We start from the raw sequence: 8166 nt of genomic DNA, 5'->3' as shown, positions 1-8166 counted from the left end.
CGGCCTGTGCGGGACCGTCGGCGGCATGGATGCCGCCGAGGAGCCTACAGGGACGTATTCACGGCGTGTCCCGCACAGGCCGGGCCGCCGGCTTCCCCCCGCAGAGGTTCCCGCACTTGGGGATGCATTCACCGCCTACCCCGCACAGGTTGGGCCACCGGCTTCCCCCGCAGACGTTCCCGCGCTCGGGAGACGAAGGAATGCTGCCACCAAATCTCATGGGGAAAAGCGGTGCGCTAGCGCGGCACTGCTTCGCGCACTGCTGAGCACCCGGAGGGCGATGTCGTGGACTGGGCCCGTGTAGCGGGAATTCACGGCGTGTCCCGCACAGGCTGGATCACCGGCTTCCTCGGCGGGGGGGATTCCCGCGCCTGGAAGAGGAACTTGAGAAAAGCTGCCACCCCACACTTTTCCGCGCGCGCGAGGAGAGGAGCGACGGTTCCGGGACTGGACAAACCGCGCCGTGCGTATCCACCACGGCTTTCTCCTACGCCCGCTCGCGCGACATGCCGGCCGCCGCCGCAGCGGCGCTTGCTACCCTGAGCGCATGTCCGACGCCGCCCTCGCCCAGCTTCGCCACGTTTTCGGCTACGACGCCTTCCGCGGCGAGCAGGCGGCGATCGTCGACCACATCACCGGCGGCGGCGACGCCCTGGTGCTGATGCCCACCGGCGGCGGCAAGTCGCTGTGCTACCAGTTGCCGGCGCTGCTGCGCGCGGGCACCGCGATCGTGGTCTCGCCGCTGATCGCGCTGATGCAGGACCAGGTCGAGGCGCTGAAACAGCTCGGCGTGCGCGCGGCCTACCTCAACTCCACCCAGGACGCGGACGCGGCCGCCGCGGTCGAGCGGCAACTGCGCGGGGGCGAGCTGGACCTGCTGTACGTCGCCCCGGAACGGCTGCTGACCCCGCGCTTCCTGTCGTTGCTGGAGCGTGCGCAAATCGCGCTGTTCGCGATCGACGAGGCGCATTGCGTGTCGCAGTGGGGCCACGATTTCCGTCCCGAATACCGCGAGCTGACCCTGCTGCACGAGCGCTGGCCGCAGGTGCCGCGGATCGCGCTGACCGCCACCGCCGACGCGCCGACCCGGCGCGAGATCGTCGAGCGCCTGGCGCTGGAGGATGCGCGCCGGTTCGTCAGTTCCTTCGACCGCCCCAACATCCGCTACACGGTCGTGCCCAAGGACGACAGCCGCCGCCAGCTGCTGGCCTTTCTGGAGGCTCATCGCGGCGAAAGCGGCATCGTCTACTGCCTGTCGCGGCGCAAGGTCGAGGCGACCGCGGAGTTCCTCGCCGGCCGCGGCATCGCCGCGCTGCCCTACCACGCCGGCCTCGATGCCGGCACGCGCGCGGCCAACCAGCGCCGGTTCCTGCACGAGGACGGCGTGGTGATGGTGGCCACCATCGCTTTCGGCATGGGCATCGACAAGCCCGACGTGCGCTTCGTCGCGCACCTGGACCTGCCCAAGTCGCTGGAGGGCTACTACCAGGAAACCGGCCGCGCCGGCCGCGACGGCGAAGCGGCCGACGCCTGGCTGGCCTACGGCCTCGGCGACGCGGTGCTGCTGCGGCGGATGATCGAGGATTCCGAGGCCGGCGAGGAGCGCAAGCAGCTGGAACGGCGCAAGCTCGATGCGCTGATCGGTTACTGCGAGTCCACCGGCTGCCGCCGGCAGACGCTGCTGGGGTACTTCGGCGAGGCCCACCCCGGCGCCTGCGGCAACTGCGACAACTGCCTGTCGCCGCCGCAAACCGTCGACGGCACCGTGGTCGCGCAGAAGGCGCTGTCGTGCGTCTACCGCAGCGGCCAGCGCTTCGGCGCCGCGCACCTCACCGACATCCTGCGCGGCGCCGACACCGCCAAGGTGCGCCAGTTCGGCCACGACGCGCTCAGTACCTACGGCGTCGGCGCCGAGCTGGACGCGAAGCAGTGGCGCAGCGTGTTCCGGCAACTGGTCGCCGCCGGGCTGCTGGAGGTCGACATCGACGGCCACGGCGCGCTGCGCCTGACCGCCGTCAGCGCCGGCGTGCTCCGGGGCGAGCGCAGTGTGGCGCTGCGCGTGGATCCGCCGGCCCGCCCGCGGCACCGCGAGCGCGGCCCGCGCGACGTCTCGCCGCCGCCCGAGTTGCCGACGGCGGCGGCAGCGCGCTTCGAGGCGCTGCGCGCCTGGCGCGCCGCGACCGCGCGCGTGCAGAACGTCCCCGCCTACGTGATCTTCCACGACCGCACCCTGCGCGAGATCGCACTGGCGCAGCCGCAGGATCTGGATGCGCTGGCCGGCATCGCCGGGGTCGGCGCCGGCAAGCTCGAGCGTTACGGGCAGGCGCTGCTGCAGCAGCTGGCGCAGGCCGAGGCCGCCTGAGCCGGCTGCCGCGCGCGTGAGCGGATGCGGGGCGGGCATTGGCGCCCGCCGGCGACGCCGCTACACTGCCCGCCCCCTCCTCCGGGGAGTAGTCCGACCGCGCGTGGCCAGTTGCCGGCACCGCGGGAGCGCGCGTCAACATGCTTGGCCGGCCGGCCATGGCGCACGCGGCCACCATCGCACGATGGCGGCGGGCAAGACCGAAGGCAGGCGTCGCGCACCCGGGCCGGGCGTCGCGGCGTTTGCTTTCGTCTCCACGATCGCCCGGCCCCGGAGTCCCGATTGGACGTCTTGCTGCTGCCGACCGGCCTGCTTTCCGCTGGCCTGATTTCTGCCGACATGCTTTCCCTCGACACGTTTTTAGCGGGTGCGCTTTCCGCCGGCGCGCTTTCCGGCAGCCTGCTCGGCGCCGCGCTGCCGGAACCCGCGCAGCCGGACGGATTGCTCTCCGGCGCGCCGCTGTGGCCGGCGCTGGTCTCCACCGGCAGCGTCGCCCTGGCCGAGATCGGCGACAAGACGCAGTTGCTGGCGCTGCTGCTGGCGGCGCGGTTCCGCCAGCCCGGGCCGATCGTCGCCGGCATCCTGGTGGCGACGCTGCTCAACCACGCGCTGGCCGGCGGACTCGGCGTGCTGGCCGCTGCGTGGCTGACGCCTGCGATGCTGCGCTGGATCGTCGCCGCCAGCTTCATCGCCATCGCGCTGTGGACGCTCAAACCCGACAAGTTCGACGACGCCGACCAGGGCCTGCTGCCGGCGCGCAACGCCTTCATCGCGACCACGATCGCCTTCTTCGTCGCCGAGATCGGCGACAAGACCCAGGTCGCGACCGTGCTGCTGGCAGCCAACTACAGCCCGCTGTGGCAGGTGGTCGCCGGCACCACGCTGGGCATGCTGCTGGCCAACGTCCCGGTGGTCGCGCTGGGCAGCCGTTTCGCCCGGCGCCTGCCACTGCGCGCGGCGCGGATCGCGGCGGCGCTGGTGTTCCTGGCGCTGGGGTCGTGGGCGCTGGCGCAAGCCGTGTCCTGATCCCGGCCCGCACCCTGCGCGCCGATGCGTCCCGCGATGCCGGCTGCGTCGCGCGCAGCGCGCTATGCTGCGCCGGATTCGCGGGAGGAACGGGGCGTGCAAGGCAGGGCAAGGCAAGGGGTCGGCGAGATGCTGGCGACGCTGCTGGCGCGGCCGGACGAGATCATGCTCGAGCTCGGCGCCGGCGGGGAACTGCTGGTCGCACGCCTGCGCGCGCTGCTGTCGGCGCTGATCCTGCTGCTGCCGCTGGTCAGCGCGGCCGGTGGCGGCGCGGTCGGGGAGACCGTGATCGGGCTGGCGGCGGCGGTGTTCGTCAACATCATGGCGCAGGTGTGGCTGGCGCTGGCGCGCAACCGCCGGCACCACCCGTGGCTGCCCTACGCCACCACTACCTACGACGTCACCACCACCTCCGGCGTGCTGCTGCTGCTGGCGCTCGGCGACCGCGTGGCGGGGATGAATTCCCTGGTGGTGTGGAGCTTCTACCTGATCGCCATCGCCATGACCGCGCTGCGCAACGATGGCCGCCTGACGCTGTACGCCGGCGCGCTGTCGCTGGCGCAGTACGCACTGCTGGCCTGGGCGCTGTACGCGACCGCCGGCAGCCCCGACCAGCTGGTCTCGGTCGACTACGGCACCGCCACCGTGGCCAACCTGGGCGAGCGCCTGGTGCTGCTGCTGATCATGACCCTGCTCACCGCCACCATCGTCTACCGCATGCAGCGGCTGGTGGAACTGTCCGGGCGCGACGGCCTGACCGGGCTGCCCAACCGCATGTGGCTGCTGCAGCAGATGCCGCACGTCATCGCCGCGCTGCGCAACGGCGGCGGCTCGCTGACCGTGGCGCTGCTGGACCTGGACCGTTTCCGCCTGATCAACGACGAGATCGGCCACCTCGACGGCGACCGCGCGATCCGCCACATCGTCGCCACCCTGGGCCAGGCCGTGCACGACCGCGAACGGCTGATCCGCCTGGGCGGCGAGGAGTTCGTGCTGCTGCTGCACTGCCCGATCGGCAGTGCCTGGGAGCGGATCGAACAGCTGCGCCGCGCCCTGAACGAGCGGCCGTTCCGGCCCGGGCGCGGCGCCGACCCGCAACGCATCACCTTCAGCGCCGGCCTGGCGGCCTGGCCGCAGGACGGCAGCGACCTGTCGACCCTGCTCGGCAGCGCCGACCGCCGCCTGCAGGAGTGCAAGCGCGGCGGCGGCAACCGGGTGATGGCGCGCGACGCCTGAGCGGCCGTACCGCCGCCCCGCGCCTTGCGCGCTTCACTCGGCCGCCGATTCCCTCTACGCTGCGGCAGCGGTGGCCAGCTGCGGCCTGCGCGTGCCTAGGGGAGCGACACGGGTGAGCCTGAAACTGCGTCTGATCGTGATGAATTTCCTCCAGTTCTTCGTCTGGGGGGCGTGGCTGCTGACCATCGGCGCGTACTGGTTCCAGACCAAGCAATGGTCGGGTACCAGCTTCGGCGCGATCTTCTCCACCATGGGCATCGCCTCGCTGTTCATGCCGGCGCTGATGGGCATGGTCGCCGACAAGTGGATCAACGCCGAGAAGCTCTACGGCCTGCTGCACATCGGCGGCGCGGCCATGCTGGCGTGCGTGCCGCTGGTCGACGATCCACACACCATGTTCTGGGTGATGCTGCTCAACATGGTCTTCTACATGCCGACCATCGCGCTGGCGATCACGGTCGCCTACAACGCGCTGAAGAACGACGGCCGCGACGTGGTCCGCGACTACCCGCCGATCCGGGTGTGGGGCACGATCGGCTTCATCGCCGCGCTGTGGACCACCAGCCTGCTGCGGCTGGAGACCTCGTCCGGGCAGTTCTACATCGCCGCCGGCGCCGCGCTGCTGCTGGGGCTGTACGCGTTCACCCTGCCGCCGTGCCCGCCCAAGCTCGGCCGCGGCGCCGGCCGCTCGCTGGTCGATACCCTCGGGCTGTCGTCGTTCCGGCTGTTCCGCGACCGCAACATGGCCGTGTTCTTCGTGTTCGCGATGCTGCTGGGCGCGGCGCTGCAGCTGACCAATGCCTACGGCGACACTTTCCTGCACGACTTCGCCACGGTCGACGCCTACAAGGACACGCTCGCGGTGCGCTACCCCGCGATCATCATGTCGATCTCGCAGATTTCCGAAACCCTGTTCATCCTCACCATCCCGTTCTTCCTCAAGCGCTTCGGGATCAAGACGGTGATGACGATCAGCATGCTGGCCTGGTTCCTGCGCTTCGGCCTGTTCGCCTATGGCGACCCGGGCGACGGCCTGTGGATGATCGTGCTCTCGTGCATCGTCTACGGCATGGCCTTCGACTTTTTCAACATTTCCGGCTCGCTGTTCGTGGAGCAGCAGAGCGACCCGCGGATCCGCGCCAGCGCGCAGGGATTGTTCATGCTGATGACCAACGGCGTCGGCGCGGTGCTCGGCAGCGCGATCAGCGGCTGGCTGATCGATGCGTATTTCACCGGGGCCGACGGCAGCAAGGACTGGCATGGCATCTGGACCACGTTCGCGCTGTACGCGCTGGCGATGGCGGCGCTGTTCGTGCCGCTGTTCCGGCACCGGCACGTGCGCGGCGAGCGCGCGCCCGCGCACGGCGCCGCCGACGTCAGCAGCCCCTGACCGGCGCCCGGGCAGCGGCGGGCCGTCGCCACGGTCCACCGCCGGGCGCAGGCGCCATCGGTAGAATGCGCGGCATGCGCATCGGCCCGCACGCGATCGAACCCAAGGTGATCCTGGCCCCGATGGCCGGGGTCACCGACAAGCCGTTCCGGCAGCTGTGCAAGCACCTGGGCGCGGGGCTGGCGATGTCGGAGATGACCACCGCCGACCCGCGCTTCTGGCACACCGCCAAGTCGCTGCGGCGCATGGACCACGCCGGCGAGCCGGATCCGGTCGGCGTGCAGATCGCTGGCACCGACCCGGCGACGCTGGCCGCGGCCGCGCGCCACAACGTCGCCCACGGCGCGCAGATCGTCGACATCAACATGGGCTGCCCGGCGAAGAAGGTCTGCAACGCCTGGGCCGGCTCGGCGCTGATGCGCGACGAGGCGCTGGTGGCGCGGATCCTGGAGGCGGTGGTGGCCGCGGTCGCGGTGCCGGTGACGCTGAAGATCCGCACCGGCTGGGACGCCACCCACCGCAACGCGCCGACGATCGCCCGGATCGCGCAGGAGTCGGGCATCGCCGCGCTCGCCGTGCACGGCCGCAGCCGCGAACAGCACTACACCGGCGTGGCCGAATACGACACCATCGCCGCGATCAAGGCCGAGGTGCGCATCCCGGTGATCGCCAACGGCGACATCGACTCGCCGCACAAGGCCGCCTTGGTGCTGCGCCATACCGGCGCCGACGCGGTGATGGTCGGCCGCGCCGCGCAGGGCCGGCCGTGGATCTTCCGCGAGATCGCCCACTACCTGGCCAGTGGTGAGTTGCTGCCGCCGCCGACGCTGGCGCAAGTGCGCGACATCCTGCTCGCCCACCTCCACGACCTGCATGCCTTCTACGGCGAGGAAGCGGGGGTGCGGATCGCGCGCAAGCACCTGGGGTGGTACGCGAAGGACCGCCCCGAGAACGCCGCCTTCCGCGCCGTGGTCAACCGTGCCGACAGCGCGCAGGCGCAACTGCGCCTGACCCGCGACTACTTCGACGCGCTGGTCGCAGGCGTGCCGCCGGCACTGCCGGCCGCGGCCTGAGCGGCCTGAGCGGCCGGCGCGGCCGGTGCGGCCCGGATCCGCCGCCACAGCGCATCCGGCCCGCGCGGCGACTGCCATTGCATGCGCAGCTGCTGCGGCGGCTGCAGCGCCACCCAGCGCCCGTGCTGGTGCCGGGCCACGACGAAACGGAACGCGTAGACCGGCTCGCTGCCCATGCGCAGGTCGCTGAGCAGCAGGCGCCCGTCGCGGCGTTCGGCCTTCTGGAAGCCGTGGTTGAACCACGCCAGACGCCGCACCGGCGGCAATGCGCGCGCCGCCTGCAGCGCGCGCACGTCGGAGCGGTGCGCACGAAAGCGCATCGCACCGCGGTCGAACAGCGAGCGTTCGCCCTCGACATAGCCGTCCGGGGTCATCGCCACCACCCGCCAGAGCAGGGTGTTGAACGGCGTGGGCACCGAGAACCGCGGCGCCTCGCCCAGGCCCAGCGCCGCCAGCGCGCGCGCGGCGGCGCGATCCACCACCGATTTGGCCGCCAGCGACCAGCCGACGTACGCCACGCCGAGTGCGATCCCCGCGACCAGCGCGCGTTGCGCCCGCAGCCCGTCGCGCGCGCGCCAGGCGAGCACGCACGCGACCAGCCACGGCAGCGTGAACAGCGGATCGACGATGAACAGGCTGCTCCACATCGCCGGCCGCAGCGGCAGCGGCCACAGCAACTGCGTACCGTAGACGGTGAAGGCGTCGATCAGCGGATGCGCCATCAGGCAGGCGAAGATCGCCCACCACCAGCGCCGCGGCGCCTGCGCCACGCGGCCGCCGCGGCGGCGGAAGAAATCGCTGTTGAACACCGCCCAGATCGCCCAGGCGAGCAGTGGCAGCACCAGCCAGGAGTGGGTGGCGCTGCGGTGCCAGGTCATGCGCACGATCGGGTCGTCGCACAGCGCCAGCGGAAACACGTCCAGGTCCGGCAACGTGTTGAGCGCGGCCCCGGCCAGCAGCGCCGCGCGCCGATGCCGCGCCGGCGCGATCGCCGCGGCGATCGCGGCGCCGTAGAACAGGTGGGTGAGCGAGTCCATCGCCGCATGCTAACCGCGCCGCTGCCGGCACGCGCAAGCCGC

The 8166-nt window shown here is 71.7% G+C and carries 6 protein-coding genes; 5 read left to right on the top strand and 1 reads right to left on the bottom strand.

Features of this window, described 5'->3' with window-relative positions:
* Positions 1-547: 547 nt before the first annotated feature.
* From recQ to dusB, 5 genes are all read left to right on the top strand, one after another.
* Positions 548-2362, top strand: a complete 1815-nt coding sequence (gene recQ, locus D0Y53_RS03375; RefSeq protein WP_117201778.1) for a DNA helicase RecQ — start codon at positions 548-550, stop codon at positions 2360-2362.
* 339 nt (positions 2363-2701) lie between these two features.
* Complete coding sequence (locus D0Y53_RS03370) at positions 2702-3388, top strand: TMEM165/GDT1 family protein (RefSeq protein ID WP_233511620.1); 687 nt, start codon at positions 2702-2704, stop codon at positions 3386-3388.
* A gap of 129 nt (positions 3389-3517) precedes the next feature.
* On the top strand, positions 3518-4624 hold the full coding sequence (locus D0Y53_RS03365; RefSeq protein WP_233511619.1) for a GGDEF domain-containing protein: 1107 nt from the start codon (positions 3518-3520) through the stop codon (positions 4622-4624).
* Between the two features lie 112 nt (positions 4625-4736).
* The gene (locus tag D0Y53_RS03360; protein ID WP_117201776.1) at positions 4737-6014 is read left to right on the top strand and encodes a nucleoside permease; all 1278 of its coding nucleotides are present in this window, start codon (positions 4737-4739) and stop codon (positions 6012-6014) included.
* A 74-nt stretch (positions 6015-6088) separates the two neighbouring features.
* Positions 6089-7087 (top strand): tRNA dihydrouridine synthase DusB, encoded by a 999-nt coding sequence (dusB, locus tag D0Y53_RS03355; protein ID WP_117201808.1) that lies wholly within the window; start codon positions 6089-6091, stop codon positions 7085-7087.
* Here dusB and D0Y53_RS03350 read toward each other — a convergent pair.
* Positions 7033-8124 carry a metal-dependent hydrolase gene (locus D0Y53_RS03350; protein WP_117201775.1) on the bottom strand — a complete coding sequence of 364 codons (1092 nt, stop codon included), beginning with the start codon at positions 8122-8124 and terminating at the stop codon, positions 7033-7035. The genes dusB and D0Y53_RS03350 overlap by 55 nt on opposite strands.
* Between the last annotated feature and the right edge of the window lie 42 nt (positions 8125-8166).

This window comes from Cognatiluteimonas weifangensis, assembly GCF_003416885.1.
Taxonomy (GTDB): Bacteria; Pseudomonadota; Gammaproteobacteria; order Xanthomonadales; family Xanthomonadaceae; genus Cognatiluteimonas; species Cognatiluteimonas weifangensis.
This window is presented reverse-complemented; position numbering and strand designations above follow the sequence as displayed.

What these genes read in the sequence shown, in the direction of transcription:
- D0Y53_RS03350 (WP_117201775.1), bottom strand. Translation starts at nt 8,124, where the DNA reads ATGGACTCGCTCACCCACCTGTTCTACGGCGCCGCGATCGCCGCGGCG.
- dusB (WP_117201808.1), top strand. Translation starts at nt 6,089, where the DNA reads ATGCGCATCGGCCCGCACGCGATCGAACCCAAGGTGATCCTGGCCCCG.
- D0Y53_RS03365 (WP_233511619.1), top strand. Translation starts at nt 3,518, where the DNA reads ATGCTGGCGACGCTGCTGGCGCGGCCGGACGAGATCATGCTCGAGCTC.
- recQ (WP_117201778.1), top strand. Translation starts at nt 548, where the DNA reads ATGTCCGACGCCGCCCTCGCCCAGCTTCGCCACGTTTTCGGCTACGAC.
- D0Y53_RS03370 (WP_233511620.1), top strand. Translation starts at nt 2,702, where the DNA reads ATGCTTTCCCTCGACACGTTTTTAGCGGGTGCGCTTTCCGCCGGCGCG.